The following is a 22741-nucleotide window of genomic DNA, read 5'->3' as shown; positions in this document are numbered from 1 at the left end:
CGCTTACTCTCAATCGAGACGGAGCCGGGATTCCGCATAGGCGTACATCGGACGCCACAGCAGACGGTTGAACAAGGTGACGAACAGGGACATCACGGCGATGCCCAGGATGATCTTCGGAAAATCGCCGGCGGCGGTGGTCTGCGCGATGTATGCGCCAAGGCCGTGCGCGACGACCTTCGTGTCGCCCCACTGCACGAACTCGGACACGATGCTCGCGTTCCACGCGCCGCCCGATGCGGTGATCGCGCCGGTCACGTAGTACGGGAAGATGCCGGGCAGGATCGCCTGCCGCCACCACTGCTTGCCGCGAATACGGAAATTCTTCGTCACTTCCTTGTAGTCGTTCGGATAGGACATCGCACCGGCGATCACGTTGAACAGGATGTACCACTGCGTGCCGAGCACGATCAGCGGCGACAGCCAGATATCCGCGTTCAGGTGGAAGCGCACGATCACGATCACGAACACCGGGAACAGCAGGTTCGCCGGGAACGCCGCGAGGAACTGCGCGATCGGCTGGACTTTCTCGGCAAGCGACGGGCGCAGCCCGATCCACACGCCGATCGGCACCCAGATGACCGATGCGATCAGGATCAGGAACAGCACGCGCAACAGCGTGATGAGGCCGAGCACGAACACGTGGCCGACCTCGGCCATCGTCACGCCGGTCGCGACGAAGCTGACGACGCGCCACACGACGTACACCGTCAGCAGGACCACGAGCGCGCCCCACACGATGTCGCCGATCCGCGACGACTTGCGGCGCGCCGATGCGCCACGCGCACGCGTGCCCTTCAGCGCCGGCACGCGCAGCGGAATCCGCGCAGCCTGCGACAGCAGCCAGCCGGCCGGCACGAGCAACTGATGGATCAGGTGCGTGCGGCGCATCATGTCGAGCAGCCAGGATTGCGGCGCATCGCCCGACGCGGTGTTCTCCATCCGGAACTTGTCGGCCCACGCGACGAGCGGGCGGAACAGGAACTGGTCGTACGCGAGGATCACGACGGTCATCGCGAGCACGACCCAGCCGACCGCGCCGAGGTTCTTGTCCGAGATTGCCTGCGCGAGATACGCACCGATGCCCGGCAGCGTGATGGTCTGGTTGCCGACGGTGATGGCTTCCGACGCGACGACGAAGAACCAGCCGCCCGACATCGACATCATCATGTTCCAGATCAGCCCCGGCATCGAGAACGGCACCTCGAGCTTCCAGAAGCGCTGCCAGGCCGTCAGATGGAAGCCGCGCGACACTTCGCTCAGGTCGCGCGGCACCGTGCGCAGCGACTGGTAGAAGCTGAACGTCATGTTCCACGCCTGGCTCGTGAAGATCGCGAAGATCGCGGCGAGCTCGGCACCGAGTACGCGGCCCGGAAACAGCGCGAGGAAGAACGTGACCGTAAACGAGATGTAGCCGAGCACCGGCACCGACTGCAGGATGTCGAGGATCGGAATCAGCACCATGCCCGCGCGGCGACTTTTCGCGGCGAGCGTGCCGTAGACGAGCGTGAACACGAGCGACGCGACCATCGCGGCGAGCATCCGCAGCGTGGTGCGCAACGCGTATTCGGGCAGGTTCGACGGGTCGAGCGTGATCTTCTGCGTCTGCAGCACGCCGATCGGCGCCATCGTCTGATGGAAGCCGACGATCGCCATCGCCAGCAGGCAGATGATCAGCGGAAACGCGATGGCATCCCAGCGGTTGGGGAGCACACGCCACGCCGAAGCGTTCGCGGTGCGATTCGGATCGAAGAAACTGATATCCATCGGTAGCGTCTTGTGTCGGATTGAAATTCGATGGGACCGGCCGCGCGCCGCGCGGCCGGACGTCGCGCCCCCCGGCGCGGGTCAGAACAGTCCGTGCAGCGCCCAGTACAGGGCGGCCGACAGGGCGATCGACGCAGGCAGCGTCAGCACCCATGCGAGCACGAGGTTGCGCACCGTATCCCAGCGCAGGCCCGCGCCGCTCGCCGTCATCGTGCCGGCCACGCCCGACGCGAGCACGTGCGTCGTCGACACCGGCAGCCCGTATGCGTCGGCCATCCCGATCGTCAGCATCGCGACGGCCTCGGCCGATGCGCCCTGCCCGTACGTGAGATGCGACTTGCCGATCTTCTCGCCGACCGTCACGACGATCCGCTTCCACCCGACCATCGTGCCGAGGCCCAGCGCGATCGCGACTGCGACCTTCACCCAGGTCGGGATGAATTTCGTCGCGCGGTCCATCTGTTTCTTGAACGCTTCGAGCGCGCTCGCGTCCTCGACCGAGAACGCCGGCGCCTTCGCCTTCTCCATCAGCCGGATCGCCTCGGACGCGACGTACATGTTGTTGCGCACGTTGTCGACGAGGTTCTGCGGCACGCTCGAGATGCCGCCGGCCTGCGCGACCTGGTCGGCGATCGTGTCGGTGAGCTTGCCAAGCGCGGGAATCGTCACGGGCGTCAGCTTGTGCGTGCGCACGTACGCTTCGACATCGGCACGCGGGTTGTCGGACTGCACGGCCGGGTCCGCGTACTTGACGAGCGTCGTCGACGCATGGCGCGCAACCGCGACGAACGTGCTCGTCTGGTCCGGCGTCACGGCCTTGTTCAGCGCGTACGCGGTCGGCATCACGCCGATCAGGATCAGCATGATCAGCCCCATGCCCTTCTGCCCGTCGTTCGAGCCGTGCGCGAACGACACGCCCGTGCACGTGAGGATCAGCAGCAAGCGAATCCAGAACGGCGGCGGCTTGTTGCCCCTCGGCTCCTGGTACAGCGCCGGCACGCGCACCAGCGCCTTCAGCAGCAGAAGCACCAGTGCCGACAGCACGAAACCGATCAGCGGCGAGAACAGCAGCGCCTTGCCGACGCCGAGCGCCTGGTTCCAGTCGACGCCGCTCGTGCCCGACGGGCCGTTGACGATCTGGTTCATCAGGCCCACGCCGATGATCGAGCCGACGAGCGTGTGCGAGCTCGACGACGGCAGGCCGAAATACCAGGTTGCGAGGTTCCACGTGACGGCCGCGATCAGCAGCGAGAACACCATCGCGAAACCCGAGCCGCTGCCCACCTGCAGAATCAGCTCGACCGGCAGCAACTGCAGGATGCCGAACGCGACGGCGCCGCTAGACACGAGCACGCCGCACAGATTCCAGAGGCCCGACCAGACGACGGCGAGGTGCGGATCGAGCGAGTGCGTATAGATGACAGTCGCGACCGCGTTCGCGGTGTCATGGAAGCCGTTGACGAATTCGAAGCCGAGCGCGATCAGCAGCGCGACGATCAGCAGCAGGAACGGGAGGACCGAGCTTTCCTTGACGGGGCTGAGATCGGCACTGAGATGAACGCCGACATAGACGATGCCGCAGGCAATGATCAGAAAAAACAGCGCAAGGCTGATGGTGCGCGTGCGGTTGCTGACCGCACCGCTGGTTTCCGTTGCCGCGAGATTCGGCATGAAGGGGGCTCCGGACAGGTGACTCGGAGTCGCAGGCTATAGGTCGGTCGTGACGCAAATGTGACGTGTCACTTACAGGACATTGACAGGTCATCCTTCAATCGCCGTTCATCGCCCCGCTGCCCGCGGGCAGCGGTATCCGCCCTCGTAACGCGCGGGAATATCCGCGGGAATAAATCCGCCGCTTCGCCGGTATCGCACACGAATGCGCCGGTTTATTCCAGGACGATCCGGCCGTCCGGTTTCGTCACACGAATGCGAGGCTCCCATGTCTTCATCGAACCCCACCCGCCCTTCGCGCCGCAAGGCCCTGCAGTGCATGGCCTTCGGCGGTCTCGGCACGCTGTTTACGCTGTCGGGCGGCATCCTGACGCCGTTCGACCTTGCGCTCGCGCAGGCCGGCGACGCGCTCCCGGCCAACGCGGGCCGCCCGCTGTTCGTGCAGATCAGCGACACGCACATCGGCTTCAACAAGGACGCGAACCCCGACGTATCGGCCACGCTGCGGCAAACGATCGACCTCGTCAACGGCATGCCGGCGATGCCCGCGCTGGCCATCCATACGGGCGACATCACGCACCTGTCCAAGCCCGAGGAGTTCGACCACGCGTCGCAGCTGCTGTCCGCGCTGCGCGTACCGGAACTGCATACGGTGCCCGGCGAGCACGACGTCACCGACGGTTCGGGTGCCGAATATTTCGGCCGGTTCGGCAAGGCGTCGGACAACCGCGGGTATTACAGCTTCGATCACGCGGGCGTGCATTTCATCGGCCTCGTCAACGTCATGCACTTCAAGCCGAACGGGCTCGGCAGCTTCGGCGACGACCAGCTCGCGTGGCTCGAGCAGGATCTCAAGGGCCGCTCGTCGAGCACGCCGATCGTCGTGTTCTCGCACATGCCGATGTGGACCATCTACGAACCCTGGGGCTGGGGCACCGGCGACGCACCGCAGACGATGGCGCTGCTGCGCCGCTTCGGCTCGGTCACCGTGCTGAACGGGCACATCCACCAGATCGTGTCGAAGGTCGAGGGCAATGTGACGTTCCACACCGCGCGCTCCACCGCGTTCCCGCAACCCACCGCCGGCAACGGCCCGGGCCCCGTGCCGCTCACCGTGCCGCGCGACCGGCTGCCGTCGATGCTCGGCGTGACGACCGTCGAATTCGCGGGCCATCCGGTCGCGTCGTCGCTGCACGATGCGACGCTGGCCTGACGCACCGATCCGCAAGGAGACCGACATGAACCGCCTCAAGCAATCCAGCCTCGTCGCGGCGCTGATCCTGTGCGCTACCGCCCCGCTCGCCGCATTCGCGCAGGGCCCGGACGGCCCGCTCGTGACGATCCACAATTTCATGTTTTCGCCGATGTCGACCACGGTCAAGGCCGGCACGACGGTCACGTGGAAGAACCTCGACGGGGAGCCGCACACCGTCGTCAACGACGCCGGCATCTTTCACTCGTCGGCGCTCGACCAGGGCGATACGTACTCGTTCCGGTTCGACAAGCCGGGCGTCTACAAGGTGTTCTGCGGGATTCACCCGTACATGAAGGAAACCATCACGGTCGAATGACGCGGCGCACCACGACACGCGCGGACGCATGGCGGGCGGCACCGCCTACAATGCCCCCATCCCATTCGCCCGCGTGGCCGACGGAGCCGCCCATGCCCAGGATCGACCTCAGCGCCGTGCCCGAACGCCACGGCAGCGGCTATCCGCGGCCGTTCGACGCGCCGTGCGCGCAGCGCATCCGCCAGCGCGTCGGCGACGCCGGCGGGCTGCGCGATTTCGGCGTCAACCTGATGCGCGTGCCGCCGGGCGGCTGGTCGGCGCAGCGCCACTGGCATTCCGACGAGGACGAATTCGTCTACGTGCTCGAAGGCGAACTGGTGATGATCGAGGACGGCGGCGAAACCGTGCTGCGCGCGGGCGACTGCGCGGCGTTCCCGAAAGGCTCCGGCAACGGCCATCACCTGGTCAACCGGTCGGAGGCGCTCGCCGTCTACCTCGAAGTCGGCTCGCGCTCGCCGGACGACGTGATCACCTGCCCCGACATCGACATGATGAGCCCGAGCCGTGACGGCCGGTTCCTGCACAAGGACGGCACGCCTTACCCGGACGCGTGACGCCGGTCACTCGCGGATGCGCCGCGAACGACGGCGCGTGCGGCCGGACACCGGCTTCGCGACCCTGACAACCGCGCCGAAGGGTCGGAAGCGATCGGCGAAGCAGGCACGAATCGCCGTTGCGCGACGGGCGATCGCCGCCGCCCATCGCCTAAACTGAATCGAACCATTCGGTTCCGACCCACCTTCACACGCAGCGAGGCGAGCCATGACCGCGAGCGAACCGGCACGCATGAACCTCCCCGGGCAAGTCGTGCTCGTGCTCCAGGGCGGCGGCGCACTGGGCGCGTTCCAGCTCGGCGTCTTTCAGGCGATGGACGAAGCCGGGATCCGGCCCGACTGGGTGGTCGGCACGTCGATCGGCGCGATCAACGCGGCGCTGATCGCCGGAAACCCGCCGGAGCAGCGCTACGACAAGCTGTCGGCGTTCTGGCGCCGCGTGACCGAACGAACCCGTTTCGACGCCGCGCCGTTGCTGCCCGGTTGGGACCGGACGCTGGCCGAGCTGATGATCATCGGCGGCGGCATCGCGGGGTTCTTCCAGCCCAATCCGGCATCGTGGCTCGGGCCGATGGCGCGCCTCGGCGTCGATCGCGCGTCGTATTACCGGATCGCGCCGCTGCGCGACACGCTTGCGTCGCTGATCGATCCCGACCTGCTGAACGCGGGCCACCCGCGCCTGACCGTCAGTGCGGTCAATGCATGCACGGGCACGATGCGCTATTTCGATTCACGCGACACGCGGCTCGGGATCGAGCACATCATGAGCTCGGGCGCGCTGCCGCCCGCGTTTCCGGCGATACGGATCGACGGCGAACCGTACTGGGACGGGGGCGTGTATTCGAACACACCGGTCGAGGTCGTGCTCGACGACAACCCGCGCCGCAGCTCGATCATCTTTTCCGTCCAGATGTGGAACCCCGCCGGCCCCGAGCCCGAGAGCATCTGGCAGGTGTCGGAGCGGCAGAAGGACATCCAGTATGCGAGCCGCACCGACAGCCACATCGCACGCCAGCAGCAGATCCACCGGCTGCGCCACGTGATCCGCGAACTGGCCCGCCACGTGCCGGAAGCCGAACGCGCGTCGCCGGCCGTGCGCCGGCTCGCCGCGTGGGGATGCGAGACGACGATGCACCTGATCAAGCTCGCGGCGCCGCGCCTCGCCGGCGACAATCAGTTGAAGGACATCGACTTCACGCCGGCCGGCATCGCGGCCCGCCGGCAGGCCGGCTACGAGGCCGCGCAACGGGCTATCGCGGCACGTCCGTGGGACACGCCGACGGACCCGACGGAGGGCCTGACGGTATTCGACGCAAGCGCGCCGCCAGGCGCGGAAGAAACGGCCTGACACGCGGCGCCGCGATCGCGTGCCGACAGCCTCCGCGAGATCACGCGCGATCGGCCTGAAGGCGGGCACGGCCGGCCGCATTCACCTCGACCATCGCCACGCCGTCGCGCGCGGGTTGCCGCACCACATAGCCCCGCGCGCAGGCTTCCTCCCACACCGGCAGGCGCGGGCACGACGTGCGCCATGCATCGATCACCTCGTCATAAGGGCGCCCGGCGGGCCCGATCCATTCGAGCAGGTCGAGGATCAGCGGCTCGATCGACGCCGTTTCGCGCACGAGCACGTCCGGGTTGACCACGTGGATCGGCTGGCCGGCCAGGTAGGACACGATCTGGTCGAACACATCCGAGAACTGCGTCTCGTATTCGTCCTCGGTCACGTAGCCGATATGCGGCGTGCACACCACATTCGGCAAGCGCAGCAACGGATGCCGCGGGTCGCGCAACGGCTCCGTCTCGTAGACATCCACCGCCGCCATCCCGGGCCGACCGGCCTGCAACGCCGCTTCGAGCGCGCCCGGTGCGACGAGGCCCGCGCGGCTCGTGTTCACCAGCAGCGCGCCCGGTTTCATCCGGCCCAGATCCTCGGCCGTCACGATGCCGCGCGTGGCCGGCACGAGCCGCATGTGCAGCGACAGCACATCGCAGGTTTCGAAGAATGTGCGCTTGTCCGGCGCCGTGTTCCAGCCATCGTCGCGCGCACGCTGCAGCGACGCCTCGCTCGCCCACACCAGGACGTTCATGCCGAACGCGGCACCGTAGCGCGCGACTTCCGCGCCGATCCGGCCATAACCGTAGATGCCCAGCGTGCGCCCGCGCAGCGTCCGTCCGACACCGATCTGCCAGTTGCCGGCCTGCAGCGCGCGCATCTGCTGCGGAATCTGGCGCATCGCGGCGAGCACGAGGCCCCACGTGAGCTCGGCAGCCGCATAAGAAGGCGTGCCCGCATGCGGGTTCGACGACACGATCACGCCGTGCGCGGTGCATGCGTCGATGTCGATGTGCGGATAGACGCTGCGCTGGCTGATCAGCCGCAGCTTCGGCAGCCGCGCGATCAGCGGCGCGCGAATCTGCGTGCGTTCGCGGATCACCACCAGCGCTTCCGTGTCGCGCAGGCGCTCGGCCAGCGCGTCGACGTCCTGCACGTGATCGTTCCAGATCGTGACCGCGTGCCCGTCCAGCTTGCGAAAGCACGGCAGCGTGCGCAGCGTGTCGAAATAATCGTCGAGGATCGTGATGTTCATGGGGGCGCTCCTGGCAACGCCGTCATCCTGAACCACGCGCACCCGATTGAGAAATGAATTTATCTTGTCGACCGATGCATTTTTCTGCTCGATCGGCCGTTGCCGCGACGATCGTGTGCACGCTCACTGCGACGCCGCGCGCATGCCCGGCGCGGTGCCGGCGACGACCGGACACGATTGCGGCAATGCCTGGCCGAACAGCACGGCGAGCCCGCAGGCGGACGTGAACATGCCGAGATTGTCGTGCCCGACGCCCGGCACTTCGACGACCTGCTGCGCGAGATCGTCCGGATGCCGCTTCTTCAGGTAGTCGAAATACGCGAGCCCGCGCGCGAGCCGGTACGGGCCTTGCGCCATGGCCGCGCACGAACGGTCGATGAAGTGCGTGTAAGGGTTCGTGTCGGCCTGGCCGAGCAGATAGACGACATGGCGCGCGACGTAGCGCGTTTCGAGTTCGTGCACGTCCTGCGACGCGACGTAAGGCGGCGCCGACTTCAACCCGTATTTCCATTCCGTCGCACTCGGGCAGGTGCCGCCCGCGATCGCCGTGGCGTCCGGCCGTTCGTCGTCGAAATACAGGTAGCTCGACGGGTTCGCGACCACATAGCGCACGGCGATGCCGGCGTTCGCGAGCGCATCGCCTTCGCGCCCGGCTACCGCATAACGCTGCAACAACTGCGCGCCCGCAGAATGGCCGATCACGACCACCGTCGACAGCGACGGGTACAGGCTGCGGTCGGCGAAATGCGCGAGCAACGCGTCGAGCGCGGCAAACGAGCTGACCGGGCCCGGCTGGCGGGCCGGTTCGCCGCCCTTCCAGCCTTCCTGCGTCCACGCGAGCGTCGGCGCGGGCAACGAGAACGCGCGCGTATCGGCGCGCGTCAGGAACTGCGGCGCGACGACCATCGTGCCCTTGCCCGCCGCACCGGCCTTCTCGACGACCTCGCGCCCCGACGCGTAGTACGCGTCGGCATTGCGGAGCGTGCCGTGAATCACGACGAAAACCCGCGTGACATCGGGCGCCGCCTGGTCGAGCGGACGATCGGCGTAGACGGGCAGCAGCGCACTGCCCTGCGGCGTATCGACGGCCACGCGCTGGCCAGCGACGGCCTTGACCGGCGCCTCGAGGCGTTCGCGCTGCGTGAGCGTGGCGGCTTCGGCCGGACGCGCGCCGCCGGGCACGCCGAGTACGGCACCGGCGGCCGCGAGCGAAACCGCACATGACAGCGTTCGGGCGGCCGGCAGCACGTGCGGGAACCGGAGAGTGGCGAAGGCGACGGAAATGAGTGACATGGCGACGGATCGAGTGGCGGGTATGACTTTAACGGCGATGGTCGCAGAATCCGTCGCGCACCGCCTGACTGTTGCGGAAAGCGGTTCCGTCGGCCGGCGCCGCGTCGGGCTAGGCCGCTGCAACGCCCGGCAGGCCCGGCCGCGCCGGTGCCGGCTCGAGCCCTTGCCCATCCGGCTGACGACGGTGGGCACCTTCCCCGTCGATCACGGCGTCGACGGGCGCGTCGGCGACCGGGTAGTCGAACACCAGCACGCGTTGCGGATCCAGCAGCGGGCCGATATCCGCCTTGAACGCATGGTGTTGAAGGTCGTAGTAGAGCGGATCGTCGACGATCGGCTCGCCGATGTAGTAGTTGCGATCGCCCTCGGAATCGAAGCTCATCAGGAACGCGTGCTCGAAGCCGCGGTCCGCGCCTTCCCCGCTGCTCTGCAGGCCGTGTTCGATCGAACGGATATACGGCCTGCCGTCGCGCACGCACGTGTCGCGCAGGGCCAGGAACGCCGCGACGGCCTCACGCTGCCGCGCGACGGGGACGCGCTCGGCGAAACGGAGCAGCACCAGGTGACGAACCGTGCCGACCCGGTAGCCGGGGGCCGTAAACGCGCGAACGCCGACCTGTCGAAGCGCATCCCTGAGCATCTCGGTAGCTGGTTTTCGGTCGACTTCGGCAAGTGTGTGGCTGGCGTTCATGGCAACTCGCGTACGGAATGGAGGGACGCCCAGTATTCGCTAGCGCGGCCACGCAGCATTGTAGAAATGCGCATGACCGGCGAGCGCCGCGCGCCGCACCTCGCCGGGACTGAAACCGGTCAGCGCGCGGAATTCGTGCGTCTGATGCGCCTGGTCGGTATAGCCGGAATCGAGCAGATCAGTGAGCGAACGATCCGGCGACGCCAGCACGATCGTACGCAGCGCGCGTTGCAGCCGCGCGAGCCGCCTGAAGCGAACGGGCGACGAGCCCGTTGCCGCGCGGAAGCGATACGCAAGCTGGCGGCGGCACAGGCCGGTTGCGGCCGCGACATCGGCGATCCGGGCCGGGTCGCCTCGCAGCAGCCACGCCACCGCTTCGTCGATGCGGCAGCCGCGTGACGGCCTGCGCAACTGCGCGAGAAAGAAATCGTCCAGCAGGGTCGCGCGTTCAGCGGCGCCGGTGCTCAGCGCGATGCGCTCCGCCAGCACGGCCGCCGCCGGCCCCCACACTGCGTCGGCGGATACGACGGAATCGGCCAGGTCGGTCGCGGGCAGGCCGGTCAGCCTGGGAATGGCACCGGCGCGCACGCGCACGGCGATGAATCCGGGCCACCCCGGCGCGGCAAGCCGGACCGGCTCACCCCGCACGCAGGTGACATGCGCAAGCGGCAATGCCTGCATGCATTCGCCGTCGACAGATCGGCGCTCGAACGGCGCGTGAAAATGAAAGAAGACCTCCATGCCGCCGGGCCCCGGCATCACGGGCAGCAATGCCGGAGACGGCAGGCCGGCGCCGTCCCAGCTCCAGTAGCGATCGATGAATGCCCGTAGTGGCGCGGCGGGAAGACGATGATCGATACGCATGTCAAATCTTGCGGTGCGCGGCATGATGGATGTCCCGAATGAGCAAGAGCCGGCAACGACGCGCAGCGCTCCGGCGCCGGCACCGCCCGGGGTCGCGTCAGCCCGATGCTTCGGACGGACCGCGCTGCATCCGTTGCACGATCGCGTCGAGCTCGCCGATATGCGTGGCCACCGCCTGCTTGCCCGCCCGTGCCCATCCGTCGAACGACGTCATCCCGCTCACCGCGCCGACGAACGCCACGCCGGCGCGCTCGGCCGCCTGCGCGTCCACCGCGTGGTCGCCCACGTAGATCGCCGACCGGGCCGGCAAGCCAAGCCGCGCCAGCGCCAGCACGAGCCCTTCGGGATCGGGCTTGTGACGCTGCACGTCTTCCCCGCCGATCAGCACGTCGACGAGCGATTGCAATTCGTTCAGCGCAAGGATCGCCTCGATCCGGTAGCGAAACTTCGACGAAACGATCGCGACCGCGAGCCCCTGCTCGCGCAGACGCGCGAGCAGCGGCGGAACCTCGGGATAGATGCGCGTGCCGTGCACCATGATCTCGTCGGCACGCGCCACGAAGTGACGCGCGAACGCGTCGGCCCGCGCCGGTTCGGTTTCACCGGTCAGCGAGCGGAACATCTCGTGCAGCGGCAGCCCGATCACGGCACCGATCTGCGCCGGCGTTGCGCCGGCGGCACCCAGCTGATTCAACGCGTACGTCGTGCACGCGATGATCGCGGCGGACGAATCCGCCAGCGTCAGATCGAAATCGAAGATGACAGCCCGAACAGACATGAAATGACTCCGCAAAAAATCGGCTCGCGCGTGACGGGCGAACCGGTATGACGTTGCGATACGCACCCGCGTATCGATCGATCAGCGTTCCTGACCGGATTGCTCGCGATCGGCTGCGTCGAACCCCACCGGGTCGCGCTTCGCCCATTGTTTCGCCCACCCCAGCAACGGCTGCAGTGCCGCCTCGAGCCGCCGGCCCTCGGCGGTCATGCAGTAGCCGCCCTCTCCATGCTCGACGAGCCCCGACGCCTTGAGCTCGGCCAGCCGGGTGTTGAGCAGGCGCGCGTTCGTTTCGCAGGCTTCCTGCAACGCGCGGAAGGTGAGCGGCTCGCCGCGCAGCTCCCACAGGATGCGTAGCGTGGTGCGCCGCCCGAGCAGATCCAGCACGACCATGATGGGCCGCCCTGTCTTCGATCCGCGAACACGTTGTCCGATTTTTGGTGTGGTCATGCTGTACTTTTTAAAGCAAACATCACACGACGTCAACGAATCGATGCGATATCGGGCGCGCGCCGCGTCGCAACGTCGACGTTTTCCCTCCCCCAATGCTTTACTTTTTAAAGCACTCAACCTACGCTACCGGCTCAGCCATCGGCGAATGCGAGCGTTCACGCGCACCCGCCACGAGCACGAAGGAGTTCACATGACTCAGCGTATCGCATGCGCAGTGCCGCCGTTCGCCCCCGACATCGCCGCGTCGATCGACCGGATCATGCGAGGCCGCCCGCCGTTGCGCCTCTTCACCACGCTGGCGCGCGACGCGCGCCTGTTCACGAAGTTCTTCGCCGGCGGCCTGCTGGACAAAGGCCACCTCGCCATCCGGCAACGCGAAATCGTGATCGACCGCACCACCGCGCTTTGCCGCTCCGAATACGAATGGGGCGTGCATGTGTCCGTGTTTTCGCCGGTCGCGGGGTTGACCGCCGCACAGATTCGCTCACTGGCCCGCGGCTCGGCCGACGACGCATGCTGGAGCGACGACGACCGGTTGCTGATCCGGCTGTGCGACACCCTGCATCGGCACTGCGACATCGACGACGACCTGTGGCAGGCGCTGCGCCCGCATTTCAGCGATGAGGCGCTGCTCGAGCTGCTGATGCTCGCGGGCTTCTACCGGACCGTCAGCTACCTCACGAACGGGCTGCGCCTGCCGCCGGAAGCGGGCGCCGCGCGATTTCCGGCATGACCCGCGAACCGGCCGCGCGGCGGCGATTCGCCCATCACGGTTCGCCGCGCCGCGCGTGCGTCTTCTCGAGCCGCCAGTGCATGATCTCGTCAGCGCCGGGCCCTGCCTCCACGCGCAGATCCGGCAGGCCGATCGGGCTGCCCGTCTCGGCGTCGACCACCGCCAGCCGCACCGCATGCCCCGAGCGCGCCTCCGTGAAACGGAGCGGCGGCGCCTTCGACTCTGCCTGCCCCCACGCATCGCCGACCTGCGCGAGCGCCATCAGCACGATGCCGATGTCGCGGCCACGCGACGTCAGATGGTATTCGTACCGGTCGGGGCGCGACTGATACAACCGGCGCTCGATCAGCCCGCTGCCTTCGAGCGCCTTCAGCCGGTCCGACAGCGTCGCATGGGTCACGCCCGTCGACTGGCGCAGATCGTCGTAACGCGCCAGCCCCAGCGCCAGATCGCGCACGATCAGCATGCTCCATCGATCGCCAAGCGCGTCGAGCACGCTGGCGATCGAGCAGGTCATGCCGTCAAAACTTTTGGATTTCATCGCGAATCACCTTTCCTGACTTCGATGCGCAGCACATGGCGGTGCGCGCGGCGGTAATCGTATCGCATCCGGCAACGCTTGACGGCGTATCGCTCGCCACTTACTCTAATAATAAGAGTTATAAGAAACCTTGTCAGTCCACCCCTTTGGAGGTTCGAACATGAAGCAGGAAGATCGAGGCGTGATCGTCGTGACCGGTGCATCGTCGGGTATCGGTGCCGTCTATGCGGATCGTCTCGCCGCTCGCGGATACGACCTGATCCTGGTTGCGCGCCGGCGCGAGCGACTCGCCGCACTCGCCGACCGGCTCCAGTCCGCATACGGCTGCGATGCGCGAGCCGTCGTCGCCGACCTGTCGAGCCCCGACGGCGTCGCGCGAATCGAGGCGCTGATCGACGGCACCGTCGGGCTCACCGGCATCGTCAATGCCGCCGGCCTCGGCGCGCTGGGCCTGTCGGCATCGGTCGACCCGGCCGCCGTCGACGCGATGATCCGGGTCAACGTGCTCGCGCTGACCCGGCTCTCGCTCGCAGCCGCGCGCCGCTGCGGCGCAGCCGGACGCGGCATGATCGTGAACATCGGGTCGATCGTCACGCTGATGCCCGTGCCCGGTGCGGGTGGATACAGCGGCTCGAAAGCGTATGTGCTCAATTTCACGCGTTCGCTGCATGCCGAGCTTGCGCCGCGCGGCGTCGCGGTGCAGGCCGTGATGCCGGGGCCGGTGCGCACGGAGTTTTTCGGCAACGCAAGCGCGCCGTTCCCGGATTCGCTGTTCATGACGCCGGAAACGCTCGTCGACACCGCGCTGCACGCACTGGATCACGAGGAATTCGTGTGCTTTCCGACGCTCCACGATCTCGGCGCATGGCAGCAGTTCGACGGTGCACGCGGCAACCTCCTTCACGCCGTCACGCGGGACGGCCAACCCGCCGCGCGTTACAGCGCAATCTGACGCGACGCCTGATCTCTCTCACGAACCGGGGACCACACATGCCGCTCTGGAACATCTACCATCCCGAACACACCTATACCGACGCCGACAAGCTGGAGATCGCCGAGCGCATCGTCGGCTTCTACGACGGGTTTCTGCCGCGCTTCTACGTGAACGTGCTGTTCCAGCCGTTGCGGCCCGCGTCATTCCTGATCGGCGGCAAGCCGACCGACGACTTCGTGCGCATCCGGGTCGACCACATCGCGCGGCAGATCGACGATCCCGGCGAACAGGCGCGGTTCATGCATCAAGTGGGCCAGCGGCTAGCGCCGTTCATCGGCGAGCGCGGCTTGCGCTGGGAAATCCATATCGGCGAAACGCCGTTCGGGCTGTGGACGATCGAGGGGCTGCGCCCGCCGCGGCCGGGCACGCCGGCCGATCTCAAGTGGCGCACGGAGAACCGTCCGTCACCGTACTGATCGGCCGGGCATCCCGGGGGCGCGTCGCCCGACGTCACGCCCCGGAGGCATCCCCGCCGTATCCCCATCAATCGCGAAGAGAGGCACTGTCATGATCACCGAAATCGTCTTCTTCAAGCTGCAGCCCGACGTCGACCTGCCCACGCTGCAGGACCGCTATGAAAAGACCGCCGGGAATTGGGCACTGAACCCGGACCTGCTGCACAAGTGGTACTTCTACGATCCGGCAACGCACGAAGGCGGCGGCGTGTACGTGTGGCGCACGCGCGAAGCCGCCGCGCGCTGGCACGGCGACGAATACAAGGCGATGGTCGAGCGGGTGTACGGCTGTCCGCCCGTGATACGCGTGCTCGATACGCTCGCGCACGTCGATGCGACGCAGGGGTGGTATGAGATCGTGGGGACGGCTCTGCCTGGTTGAGGCGACCGCCCCTACCGCGGGCGTCCCGTCACGGCCACCCTTGAACGAGGCGGCACCCGGGCATTGCCACTGGCGGCCATCCGGCCGTGCTCCGGAAGACGGGAAGCCCTGCGACTTCCAGCCTCCGGGCGCGATCCGGCCGAACCGGCAATACGATCGCCTGCGTCCTGACGCAGAACGCAGGCCTACGCGGGCAGTTCACGCGTCGCGCAATGCACGCCCCCTCCCCCCGATGCGATACCGAGAATATCCACCTGGACGATGTCCCGCGAACCCGTATACGGCTGGATCGCCGTTACGGCAGCAGCATCGGCCGATGCGTCGTTGAATTTCGGCATGATGATCGCGCCATTGCACTTGTAGAAATTGACGTAGCCGGCCGCGAAGTTCGTCATCTGGCTCGTGTTCAACGTCACGCCGTTCGACGTGCCATAGTTTGCCGGCGTGGCCAGCTCGATCAACTGAAGCGTCCTTCCGCTGGCGTCCGTTTGATCGATCAGGCACTGCCGGTTGGCCTCGCTCAACGCCCGTTCTCCCATCGAATTCGACGCGTCGTAGCAATACGCGACTACGCCGGGCGCAAGGAACTTCGCGTAGAAATCGACGTGCCCGTTCGTGATGTCGGTCTCGTTCGCCGGCGTCGCGGCGCCGCCTTGCCCGCCGGCTCCGCAGCCTTGCGGATAAATCGCCGTTCCCGGAATCCAGATGATCTTCCGTACGCCGAGCGTACGCTGCAGTTCCGCCAGCACCGTGTCTTTCGCAGTCGGCAGCAGCGTCGCGTTGGCGACGACGCCATCCGGAATACTGAACAGCTGCGGGTTGCGGTTCACGTGCAGCACCGCGGATTCCGTCAGGATCGCCGTCGCTTCGCCGTCGAATTCGATCGCCCCGCCTTCCAGCGTCAGCGTGCTCTGTATCAGCGCCGCGTTGTTTTCCTGCGCCATCCATCCCGCCAGCGTGCGATCGTTGGCAAACGGCTGGAAGAATTTGCCCGCCTTGGACTTGTTGCTGCCCGCGGCAACGGCAGGCGGCACCGTCATTCCCGCATTGAGGTTCAAGCCGTCGGTGTTCGCGTTCCCCCAGCCGTTGAAGTTGAAGCTCACCGCGCACAACGCATTGCCATTGGCCGTATCCTTCACGAAGACACAGCCGGTATCGCGCGTCCACAGATCGTCGAAACCATTGGCCAGCGCAATCAGATTGACGCCGCCCACGCCCGCGGCACGTGCCAGGTAATTCGTGTGGATCACGGGATTCGCGCCGCTCGCGGTCGCCAGCAAGGCCTGGGCGACGTCCAGGTCGACCGGCAGCACCAGCATGTTGACCGGTTCGTAGGTGCCGATCGCTTTCGCCACGTCCATCAGGTCGGCACGGACCCGGTCGATGCCGGCATCCGTGCTCTGCGCGCCAAGCGGCGTCCAGATGCCTTCCGAAGCCGATGCAAATGCCATGTACGTCGCCGTATGCGGCGCGTCCTCGCCCGGCTGCAGGTAGACCGCCGGGTTTGCCGCCTGACGCGAAGACGCGCGAATCGCCGCGGGATTCGCCGGCGCATCTTCTCCGCCGCATCCCGCCAACACGCCCACCCAGGACGTGCCGAGCAGCGCGACCGATCCCCTGATGAAGTCGCGACGCGCGAGTGACGCGTGGCCGGTTGCCGAATGCGGCGGTCTGGTTTCCTTGTGTTTCATTGCATCTCCATGAGCGGTGAGTCAACTGGATGGAGCCGGACGACGGCGAATCACCGGCGACCGGCACGGCAGCGCGGAAACCCGCGCTAGAACGAATAGATGAACTGCGTCGCGAGCAAGTCGTTGCTCTTGCTGTACGAGCCGTCGTTTCGCAGGAACACCCTGTTGTTGGCCCAGTCGTGCCGGTATTCGACCTTCACCGTTATCTGGGCGGTCGGGAAAAACAGCAGATCGAGTGCGACATCCTGTCGATTCGAGCCCTTGCACTGAAGGCCCAGACCACCGCTTGCCTGTGAACTGGCGAAACAGTCCGCGCCGATGCCGAAGCCGTTGTACGGATCGCGCCCCTGGCCATTCAGCGCGACGCCGCCACCCCCGCCGCCGTTCTTGCTGTCGGCGAGAAAGTCGTAGCGCAGCGTCGCGCCCATCCGGCCCACACCCGGCAAGCTGAACTTCCGGTGCGCCAGCAGCGAAATGCCATACCATTGCGCCTGGCCGCCGTTGAACGCGGCATTCTGCTGCTGGCCGTAGTCGATTTCTGCGTTGTACTGAACGTCGGCAAGCTGATAAGTCAGGTCGGCTTCCGAGAAGAAGAATGCGCCGAAGCCACTGGGCGCCTGGCCGCCGATGCCATAGTTCACCGCGCCGGTTGCGGGATTGACCGCACTCGGCAACGTCTGCCGGCCGATGTTGAAAGACGCGCCGATATCAAGCGCGCTGGACCACGCATAGTCTGCGCGCGCGGTGAATGTCGGCACCTTGTTGCTGGTCGTGATCGGGTCGCCCAGCGCGTTGGTCCCGGTCTGCGTCACGGCGCCATTGGTCCGGTACTGTTCGTTGCCGAGCAGGAACTTCCACGTCCAGTTGCCTTTCGCATAGTTGGCGCCGAGGCCGATGTAGCTACCGGGATCGGAAAAGTCGTACAGCAGGTTGTGGGTCAGCGTGAGCATCTGATTCGACTGCTGCACTTCGTAGCCGCCGAAGCTGGGCATCAGGCCCGCGACGAAGGTCGTCGTGCCCGTCAGCGGCACACTGACGACCGCCGTATTCAGGATGTTGTTGCCGAGCTGGCCATGTTCGTTCTGCAACAGCGTGATGCCGTTGCCGCGATTGGGCATCAGCGTGATTTCGGCCGACGGCGCCATCGGCCCGACACCGAAGGTCTTCTTGATGTCCAGGTACAGGTCGCCGAACGTGCTGTTGAAGTAACCGCCGGTACTTTCGTGATTCGCGAACAGGAACGACGAACTGCCCTGCGCGCGGTTGTACACATAGGTCGGATCGATGTACCCGGTCACCGAAAGACCGGCAATCCGGCCGGTATTCGCCGCGTCCTCGAGCGAATTCACCTTCAGTTGCTGCGCGGCGAGCTGCTGCTTCATGGCCGTGACGTCGTCGTTGGTGAGCGTCGCCTGCGCGCTGCCATAAGCGGGCGAAGACGGATCGATCTGCGCGGGCGCGGGCGCGGGCGCGGGTGCCGACGCGCCGACTGCCGGCCTGTCTGACGAATGCGCATGCACTTCGGCCATCTCGCGCTTCAGTACGTCGAGTTGTGCCTGCAATGCCCGGATCCGGTCAGCCAGGGTGTCCGCCATCGCGACACCGGGCAGGCAGCCCGCCACCAGCAGGCCAATCAGTTTTCTTCTCATACGTTGTCTCCATGTTTTTTTCGATTGATCCGGCGCTGCCCGCGCCCGTCGCGAGTCGAACGTTCGACGGGCGCGGGCGCGAACGTCCCCGTGCGAGGCGCGCAAGGCGGCTCGCAACGTGTGCGACGTTCAAGGAATACGCCCGCGCGCGATCGGTGCAGGCGGTCAGGCGTGACTGCGGTGCCTCCCCGTGCGGCGCCGGGCGCTGGCCGGAACCGCGCGATTCGACGCCATCAGCGCCCTGCCTTCAGCTGTGCCCAGAGGCGGTTCTCCAGGCGCACGATCTCGACGGGAAGCGGCTTCATCAGCGTCATCTTCCGCAGCACGTCATCGGGGGGATAGACACTCGGATCCTGCGATACGACGGCGTTGACGAGCGATCGCGCGTCACGGTTCGCGGTCGGATAGAACACTTCGTTGGTGATCGCGGCATTGACCTTCGGGTCTTCGATATAGTCGATCCACTTCATGGCCGCTTCCGGATGCTGCGCATCCTTCGGAATCACCATCATGTCGAACCACAGCAGGCCGCCTTCCCGGACGTTCGAGAAGCGGACCTCGTAGGATCGCTTCGCGTCCGCGGCACGCCGCCGCGCAATGCCCACGTCGCCCGACCAGCCGATCGCGACACAGACGTCGTTGTTGGCGAGGTCGTTGATGTAGCCCGACGAGTTGAACTGGGTGATGTACGGGCGCACCTTCTTCAGCAAATCGAACGCCGCCTGATAGTCAGCAGGATTCGAACTGTTCGGATCCTTGTGCAGGTATTGCAGCGCGCTCGCAAAAGCGTCGGCTGCCTGATCCAGGAACGAGACGCCGCAATGCTTCAGCTTCGACACATTGTCCACGTCGAACACCAGAGCCCAGCTGTCGACCGGCGCGTTGTCACCCAGCGCCTTCTTCACTTCCTGCACGTTGTAGCCGATCCCGTCCGTGCCGAATGCCCAGGGCACACCGTATTGCGCGCCCGGATCGACGTCCGCGACCATCTTCATCAGCACCGGGTCGAGATGCCTGAGGTTCGGAATCTTCGACTTGTCGAGTTTCTGGAGCATGCCGGCCTGAATCTGCCTCGCCATGTACAACGACGACGGCACCACGATGTCGTATCCCGAACTCCCCGCCAGGAGCTTTGCCTGAAGCGTGTCGTCACTGTCGTAGTTGTCGTACCGCACGTGAATGCCGGACGTCTTTTCGAAGTTCGGGATCGTGTCCCTGGCGATGTAGTCCGACCAGTTGTAGACGTTGAGTTCGGGCGTGGCCGCGATCGCCGGCAGCGAAGCGCACGAAAGAAGCCCCGCAATTGCAACGAGAGCAACGCCCGCGACCTGCGGACGAAGATGACAGAAGCGCATTGCTGTTTTCCTTGAAGGTAATGGAGCGACGTGAAGACTGACGGCAAATTGAAAGAAGCCGGCCGGCGATCGGCGCGCTCCGTACGACTCGTTCCTGCCGATGCAGTCGCGCATCCTTGCCGACGAAAGCATTGCGCAGTGGCGTACGGGCCCCCTTGATGCTTTCTCCTGCATCGCAAGCCGATGACAATTTGCTTACTAGTCCGATATAATCGGACGATACCCGTGGCTGCGACGTTGAATGAAAGCCGTTGCCCGTCGGGTATCGCTGCACTCGCCTTGCCGACGAGTGAGCCATTGTGGGTAGAACAATGTCTGGTGAAAATTGATGTTTTTTGCTTGATTCGATCAATTTCCCTCATGGCTGCGTGGCACACGGCAGGCACCTCGGCAAACCGGTCGAGCCGCGCAAAGCATCGCCGGAAATACCCGCGCGCCACCCGGCTCGCGCATTTCTCGCCCAGGGCCAGACTCCCGCCTGCGCATCCCGACACGACGCGACGGCATCCCGTTGCAAGTCCGATGCCGCACCTGAGAAGCGCGCCCCGTCATGCACGCAAGAACCTATCAACCCCATTGGCAACAATGCTTTCACATATATCGTCAAATTCCGATATAAGATTCGCCCATCGACGATACCTCGTTGCCCGACCGAAACGCCAAACCCGTCCATGCCGACCGAACTCGACATCGAAGCGATCCTGAAAGCGCTCTCGAACCCCGTGCGCCGGGAAATCCTCGCCTGGCTGAAAACGCCGGACGTGCATTTCCCGAACCAGACGCTGCCGTACGAACACGGCGTCTGCGCGGGCCAGATCGACGCGCGCTGCGGGCTGTCGCAATCGACCGTCTCCGCGCACCTTGCGACGCTGCAGCGCGCGGGGCTCGTGACGTCGACGCGGATCGGCCAGTGGGCGTTCTTCCGGCGCAACGAGGCCGTCATCGACGCATTTCACGACGCCCTGCGCCGCGAACTCTAGCCAACGGCCAAACCGGCCATGCGGGCCGCCGCCGCACATGACGCGACGGGGTTCCCGCCTTTCGTGAAGAGGTTATCTGCCATGCCCACGTTGTTCGATCCCGTTACCCTCGGCGACCTGAACCTGCCGAACCGCATCGTGATGGCGCCGCTCACCCGCTCCCGTGCGGGCGCGGCGCGCGTGCCGAACGCACTGATGGCGCGCTATTACCGCGAGCGCGCATCGGCCGGCCTGATCATTACCGAAGCGACGTCGGTCACGCCGCAGGGCGTCGGTTATGCCGACACGCCCGGCATCTGGTCCGACGAACAGGTCGAAGGCTGGAAGCAGGTGACGCAGGCCGTGCACGCGGCCGGCGGGCGCATCGTGCTGCAACTCTGGCACGTCGGCCGGATCTCCGACCCGGTGTTCCTGAACGGCGACCTGCCGGTCGCGCCGAGCGCGATCGCCGCAGGCGGCCACGTGAGCCTCGTGCGTCCGCAGCGCCCGTACGTGACGCCGCGCGCACTCGAACTCGACGAAATCCCGGGCATCGTCGCCGCGTACCGCAAGGGTGCCGAAAATGCGAAGGCCGCCGGCTTCGACGGCGTCGAGATCCACGGCGCGAACGGCTACCTGCTCGACCAGTTCCTGCAGGACAGCACCAATCGCCGCACCGACGCGTACGGCGGCCCGATCGAGAACCGCGCACGCCTGCTGCTCGAAGTGGTCGACGCGGCGATCGACGTGTGGGGCGCCGGCCGCGTCGGCGTGCACCTTGCACCGCGCGGCGACGCGCACACGATGGGCGATTCCGATCCGGCGGCAACGTTCGGCTATGTCGCGCGCGAACTCGGCCGCCGCAAGATCGCGTTCATCTTCACGCGCGAGTCGTATTCGGGCGACCACCTGAGCCCGCGCCTGAAGGAAGCGTTCGGCGGCCCGCTGATCGCGAACGAGCAGTTCACGCTCGACTCGGCACAAGCTGCGCTCGCGAGCGGCAACGCCGACGCGATCGCATGGGGCAAGCTGTTCATCGCGAACCCCGACCTGCCGCGCCGCCTCGAGATCGGCGCACCGCTCAACAAGCCGGTGCCGGAGACGTTCTACGCGGAAGGCGAAACGGGTTATACCGATTACCCGGCGCTGAGCGACGCGGCCTGACGGCCGGGCAGCGCGTGTTCAGTTGCGCACGTCCGCGCGCATGAACACGCGCTGCGTTTCATCGAGGCCGAGCGCGACGTGGTGCGCGCGGATCGCACGCAGCGTGTCGTCGAGCATGGCGTCGTCGACGATGCTGAAACCCAGGCGCGCGTAGTACGGCGCATTCCACGGCGCATCGCGAAACGTCGACAGCACGACCTCGGCGATGCCTTCCTGCTCGGCGCGCGCGGTCACTTGTTCGATCAGGCGCGCGCCGATCCGCTGTCCGGCATGCGACGGCGCGACATCCAGTTCTTCCAGGTAGAGCCGCCGCGCATCCAGCAGCCGGTAGAACGCAAACCCGACGCACACCCCTTGCGTATCCACTGCCACATACGCACGGCCGCCGTCGATGCGCACGAGCACGGCGGTGGTATCGGTCGGCTCGGCTTCGGCAATGTGAGTCATGCCGATTGCGCGAAACCGCTGCGCGGCGGCAACTTCCACGGCAGCCATGGCGGCCGCGTCTTCCCGCGTGGCGGGACGGATCAGGATCGATGCAGTCATGACGACAATTCAGGCAGGCAGTCTGGAACGGTCGTCACT

22 protein-coding genes and 1 pseudogene are annotated in these 22741 nt (G+C 66.3%); 10 read left to right on the top strand and 13 right to left on the bottom strand.

Annotation, left to right across the window (positions count from 1 at the left end; genetic code table 11):
- Positions 1-9: 9 nt before the first annotated feature.
- Both ACPTTF_RS22000 and ACPTTF_RS21995 read right to left on the bottom strand, forming a co-directional pair.
- The gene (locus ACPTTF_RS22000; RefSeq protein ID WP_166951073.1) at positions 10-1767 is read right to left on the bottom strand and encodes an ABC transporter permease; all 1758 of its coding nucleotides are present in this window, start codon (positions 1765-1767) and stop codon (positions 10-12) included.
- 81 nt (positions 1768-1848) lie between these two features.
- The gene (locus tag ACPTTF_RS21995) at positions 1849-3438 is read right to left on the bottom strand and encodes an inorganic phosphate transporter (protein WP_423368180.1); all 1590 of its coding nucleotides are present in this window, start codon (positions 3436-3438) and stop codon (positions 1849-1851) included.
- 268 nt (positions 3439-3706) lie between these two features.
- Between ACPTTF_RS21995 and ACPTTF_RS21990 the strand changes: the two genes are divergently transcribed.
- The 4 genes from ACPTTF_RS21990 to ACPTTF_RS21975 all read left to right on the top strand — a co-directional run bounded on the left by ACPTTF_RS21990 (position 3707) and on the right by ACPTTF_RS21975 (position 6911).
- Complete coding sequence (locus ACPTTF_RS21990) at positions 3707-4651, top strand: metallophosphoesterase family protein (RefSeq protein WP_423368179.1); 945 nt, start codon at positions 3707-3709, stop codon at positions 4649-4651.
- A 25-nt stretch (positions 4652-4676) separates the two neighbouring features.
- Positions 4677-5009: a cupredoxin domain-containing protein gene (locus ACPTTF_RS21985; protein ID WP_423368178.1), complete on the top strand. Its 333-nt coding sequence runs from the start codon at positions 4677-4679 to the stop codon at positions 5007-5009.
- A 92-nt stretch (positions 5010-5101) separates the two neighbouring features.
- A complete protein-coding gene (locus tag ACPTTF_RS21980) occupies positions 5102-5563 on the top strand; it encodes a cupin domain-containing protein (protein ID WP_423368177.1) in 462 nt (153 codons plus the stop codon).
- A gap of 208 nt (positions 5564-5771) precedes the next feature.
- Positions 5772-6911, top strand: coding sequence for a patatin-like phospholipase family protein (locus ACPTTF_RS21975; RefSeq protein ID WP_423368176.1), 1140 nt, complete (start codon positions 5772-5774; stop codon positions 6909-6911).
- Between the two features lie 277 nt (positions 6912-7188).
- On the opposite strand, the pseudogene ACPTTF_RS21970 reads toward ACPTTF_RS21975, so the two are convergent.
- The 6 genes and pseudogenes from ACPTTF_RS21970 to ACPTTF_RS21945 all read right to left on the bottom strand — a co-directional run.
- Positions 7189-8154 (bottom strand): annotated as a pseudogene (locus ACPTTF_RS21970) (D-2-hydroxyacid dehydrogenase family protein); the annotation flags it as partial.
- Positions 8155-8277: 123 nt separating this feature from the next.
- The gene (locus ACPTTF_RS21965) at positions 8278-9447 is read right to left on the bottom strand and encodes an alpha/beta fold hydrolase (protein WP_423368175.1); all 1170 of its coding nucleotides are present in this window, start codon (positions 9445-9447) and stop codon (positions 8278-8280) included.
- Between the two features lie 109 nt (positions 9448-9556).
- Complete coding sequence (locus tag ACPTTF_RS21960) at positions 9557-10138, bottom strand: Dabb family protein (protein WP_423368174.1); 582 nt, start codon at positions 10136-10138, stop codon at positions 9557-9559.
- Between the two features lie 39 nt (positions 10139-10177).
- Complete coding sequence (locus ACPTTF_RS21955; protein ID WP_423368173.1) at positions 10178-11002, bottom strand: helix-turn-helix domain-containing protein; 825 nt, start codon at positions 11000-11002, stop codon at positions 10178-10180.
- Positions 11003-11099: 97 nt separating this feature from the next.
- Entirely contained in the window at positions 11100-11780 is a 681-nt protein-coding gene (locus ACPTTF_RS21950; protein WP_423368172.1) for an HAD family hydrolase, read from the bottom strand.
- 81 nt (positions 11781-11861) lie between these two features.
- On the bottom strand, positions 11862-12230 hold the full coding sequence (locus ACPTTF_RS21945) for a winged helix-turn-helix transcriptional regulator (RefSeq protein WP_166951030.1): 369 nt from the start codon (positions 12228-12230) through the stop codon (positions 11862-11864).
- On the opposite strand from ACPTTF_RS21945, the gene ACPTTF_RS21940 reads away from it, so the two are divergent.
- Positions 12229-12966 (top strand): carboxymuconolactone decarboxylase family protein, encoded by a 738-nt coding sequence (locus ACPTTF_RS21940; RefSeq protein WP_423368171.1) that lies wholly within the window; start codon positions 12229-12231, stop codon positions 12964-12966. The genes ACPTTF_RS21945 and ACPTTF_RS21940 overlap by 2 nt on opposite strands.
- A 34-nt stretch (positions 12967-13000) precedes the next feature.
- On the opposite strand, the gene ACPTTF_RS21935 is transcribed toward ACPTTF_RS21940, so the two are convergent.
- Positions 13001-13507, bottom strand: coding sequence for a winged helix-turn-helix transcriptional regulator (locus ACPTTF_RS21935; RefSeq protein WP_423368170.1), 507 nt, complete (start codon positions 13505-13507; stop codon positions 13001-13003).
- Positions 13508-13667: 160 nt separating this feature from the next.
- Here ACPTTF_RS21935 and ACPTTF_RS21930 point away from each other — a divergent pair, with 160 nt between their 5' ends.
- From ACPTTF_RS21930 to ACPTTF_RS21920, 3 genes are all read left to right on the top strand, one after another.
- Positions 13668-14459 (top strand): SDR family NAD(P)-dependent oxidoreductase, encoded by a 792-nt coding sequence (locus ACPTTF_RS21930; protein WP_423368169.1) that lies wholly within the window; start codon positions 13668-13670, stop codon positions 14457-14459.
- A 38-nt stretch (positions 14460-14497) separates the two neighbouring features.
- Entirely contained in the window at positions 14498-14917 is a 420-nt protein-coding gene (locus tag ACPTTF_RS21925; protein ID WP_423368168.1) for a tautomerase family protein, read from the top strand.
- Between the two features lie 91 nt (positions 14918-15008).
- The gene (locus ACPTTF_RS21920; protein ID WP_423368167.1) at positions 15009-15338 is read left to right on the top strand and encodes a hypothetical protein; all 330 of its coding nucleotides are present in this window, start codon (positions 15009-15011) and stop codon (positions 15336-15338) included.
- A gap of 185 nt (positions 15339-15523) precedes the next feature.
- Here the strand turns inward: ACPTTF_RS21920 and ACPTTF_RS21915 are convergent, their stop codons facing one another.
- The 3 genes from ACPTTF_RS21915 to ACPTTF_RS21905 all read right to left on the bottom strand — a co-directional run bounded on the left by ACPTTF_RS21915 (position 15524) and on the right by ACPTTF_RS21905 (position 20033).
- Entirely contained in the window at positions 15524-17029 is a 1506-nt protein-coding gene (locus ACPTTF_RS21915; RefSeq protein ID WP_423368166.1) for an agmatine deiminase family protein, read from the bottom strand.
- An 86-nt stretch (positions 17030-17115) separates the two neighbouring features.
- Entirely contained in the window at positions 17116-18678 is a 1563-nt protein-coding gene (locus ACPTTF_RS21910; protein WP_423368165.1) for a DUF3138 family protein, read from the bottom strand.
- Positions 18679-18911: 233 nt separating this feature from the next.
- Positions 18912-20033, bottom strand: a complete 1122-nt coding sequence (locus ACPTTF_RS21905; protein ID WP_423369855.1) for a polyamine ABC transporter substrate-binding protein — start codon at positions 20031-20033, stop codon at positions 18912-18914.
- Between the two features lie 671 nt (positions 20034-20704).
- Between ACPTTF_RS21905 and ACPTTF_RS21900 the strand changes: the two genes are divergently transcribed.
- Both ACPTTF_RS21900 and ACPTTF_RS21895 read left to right on the top strand, forming a co-directional pair.
- Positions 20705-21013: an ArsR/SmtB family transcription factor gene (locus ACPTTF_RS21900; protein WP_166950996.1), complete on the top strand. Its 309-nt coding sequence runs from the start codon at positions 20705-20707 to the stop codon at positions 21011-21013.
- An 81-nt stretch (positions 21014-21094) separates the two neighbouring features.
- Positions 21095-22156, top strand: coding sequence for an alkene reductase (locus ACPTTF_RS21895; RefSeq protein ID WP_423368164.1), 1062 nt, complete (start codon positions 21095-21097; stop codon positions 22154-22156).
- Between the two features lie 18 nt (positions 22157-22174).
- Here ACPTTF_RS21895 and ACPTTF_RS21890 read toward each other — a convergent pair whose 3' ends face one another.
- The gene (locus ACPTTF_RS21890; RefSeq protein ID WP_423368163.1) at positions 22175-22702 is read right to left on the bottom strand and encodes a GNAT family N-acetyltransferase; all 528 of its coding nucleotides are present in this window, start codon (positions 22700-22702) and stop codon (positions 22175-22177) included.
- Positions 22703-22741: the final 39 nt, after the last annotated feature.

This window comes from Burkholderia crassaminum, from assembly GCF_964265005.1.
Lineage (GTDB): Bacteria > Pseudomonadota > Gammaproteobacteria > Burkholderiales > Burkholderiaceae > Burkholderia.
This window is presented reverse-complemented; position numbering and strand designations above follow the sequence as displayed.

Coding starts and splice junctions, on each gene's coding strand:
- ACPTTF_RS21925 (WP_423368168.1), top strand. CDS start 14,498: ATGCCGCTCTGGAACATCTACCATCCCGAACACACCTATACCGACGCC.
- ACPTTF_RS21895 (WP_423368164.1), top strand. CDS start 21,095: ATGCCCACGTTGTTCGATCCCGTTACCCTCGGCGACCTGAACCTGCCG.
- ACPTTF_RS21985 (WP_423368178.1), top strand. CDS start 4,677: ATGAACCGCCTCAAGCAATCCAGCCTCGTCGCGGCGCTGATCCTGTGC.
- ACPTTF_RS21905 (WP_423369855.1), bottom strand. CDS start 20,033: ATGCGCTTCTGTCATCTTCGTCCGCAGGTCGCGGGCGTTGCTCTCGTT.
- ACPTTF_RS21890 (WP_423368163.1), bottom strand. CDS start 22,702: ATGACTGCATCGATCCTGATCCGTCCCGCCACGCGGGAAGACGCGGCC.
- ACPTTF_RS21945 (WP_166951030.1), bottom strand. CDS start 12,230: ATGACCACACCAAAAATCGGACAACGTGTTCGCGGATCGAAGACAGGG.
- ACPTTF_RS21955 (WP_423368173.1), bottom strand. CDS start 11,002: ATGCGTATCGATCATCGTCTTCCCGCCGCGCCACTACGGGCATTCATC.
- ACPTTF_RS21930 (WP_423368169.1), top strand. CDS start 13,668: ATGAAGCAGGAAGATCGAGGCGTGATCGTCGTGACCGGTGCATCGTCG.
- ACPTTF_RS22000 (WP_166951073.1), bottom strand. CDS start 1,767: ATGGATATCAGTTTCTTCGATCCGAATCGCACCGCGAACGCTTCGGCG.
- ACPTTF_RS21975 (WP_423368176.1), top strand. CDS start 5,772: ATGACCGCGAGCGAACCGGCACGCATGAACCTCCCCGGGCAAGTCGTG.
- ACPTTF_RS21900 (WP_166950996.1), top strand. CDS start 20,705: ATGCCGACCGAACTCGACATCGAAGCGATCCTGAAAGCGCTCTCGAAC.
- ACPTTF_RS21940 (WP_423368171.1), top strand. CDS start 12,229: ATGCTGTACTTTTTAAAGCAAACATCACACGACGTCAACGAATCGATG.
- ACPTTF_RS21910 (WP_423368165.1), bottom strand. CDS start 18,678: ATGAGAAGAAAACTGATTGGCCTGCTGGTGGCGGGCTGCCTGCCCGGT.
- ACPTTF_RS21920 (WP_423368167.1), top strand. CDS start 15,009: ATGATCACCGAAATCGTCTTCTTCAAGCTGCAGCCCGACGTCGACCTG.
- ACPTTF_RS21995 (WP_423368180.1), bottom strand. CDS start 3,438: ATGCCGAATCTCGCGGCAACGGAAACCAGCGGTGCGGTCAGCAACCGC.
- ACPTTF_RS21950 (WP_423368172.1), bottom strand. CDS start 11,780: ATGTCTGTTCGGGCTGTCATCTTCGATTTCGATCTGACGCTGGCGGAT.
- ACPTTF_RS21935 (WP_423368170.1), bottom strand. CDS start 13,507: ATGAAATCCAAAAGTTTTGACGGCATGACCTGCTCGATCGCCAGCGTG.
- ACPTTF_RS21980 (WP_423368177.1), top strand. CDS start 5,102: ATGCCCAGGATCGACCTCAGCGCCGTGCCCGAACGCCACGGCAGCGGC.
- ACPTTF_RS21960 (WP_423368174.1), bottom strand. CDS start 10,138: ATGAACGCCAGCCACACACTTGCCGAAGTCGACCGAAAACCAGCTACC.
- ACPTTF_RS21965 (WP_423368175.1), bottom strand. CDS start 9,447: ATGTCACTCATTTCCGTCGCCTTCGCCACTCTCCGGTTCCCGCACGTG.
- ACPTTF_RS21990 (WP_423368179.1), top strand. CDS start 3,707: ATGTCTTCATCGAACCCCACCCGCCCTTCGCGCCGCAAGGCCCTGCAG.
- ACPTTF_RS21915 (WP_423368166.1), bottom strand. CDS start 17,029: ATGAAACACAAGGAAACCAGACCGCCGCATTCGGCAACCGGCCACGCG.